The sequence below is a fragment of the Paenibacillus sp. 32352 genome, from assembly GCF_002042965.1.
Classification (GTDB): domain Bacteria; phylum Bacillota; class Bacilli; order Paenibacillales; family NBRC-103111; genus Paenibacillus_S; species Paenibacillus_S vulneris.
In genome coordinates, this window is the sequence record NZ_MZNT01000053.1 from 1 (window position 1) to 357 (window position 357).

General features: G+C 53.2%; 4 tRNA genes. All 4 read right to left on the reverse strand.

Features of this window, described 5'->3' with window-relative positions:
- Position 1 precedes the first annotated feature (1 nt).
- A tRNA-Val gene (locus B1728_RS35520) sits at positions 2–77 on the reverse strand.
- A 21-nt stretch (positions 78–98) separates the two neighbouring features.
- Positions 99–173, reverse strand: a tRNA-Glu gene (locus tag B1728_RS35525).
- A gap of 13 nt (positions 174–186) precedes the next feature.
- Positions 187–278: transfer RNA gene (locus B1728_RS35530), tRNA-Ser, on the reverse strand.
- A gap of 3 nt (positions 279–281) precedes the next feature.
- Positions 282–357 (reverse strand) — tRNA-Asn (locus B1728_RS35535).

A 357-nucleotide genomic window follows, 5' to 3' on the forward strand; every position in this document is an offset into this window, starting at 1 on the left:
ATGGTGGAGGCTGACGGGATCGAACCGCCGACCCTCTGCTTGTAAGGCAGATGCTCTCCCAGCTGAGCTAAGCCTCCATATGTTTTTTTAGGTTGAAATGGTGACCCGTAGGGGATTCGAACCCCTGTTACCTCCGTGAAAGGGAGGTGTCTTAACCCCTTGACCAACGGGCCTTGATAAAAATTATGGCGGAGAGAGAGGGATTCGAACCCTCGAGACGCTTGTGACGCCTACACGATTTCCAATCGTGCTCCTTCGGCCAACTCGGACACCTCTCCATATGGCTCCCCGAACAGGACTCGAACCTGTGACAACTCGATTAACAGTCGAGTGCTCTACCAACTGAGCTATCAGGGA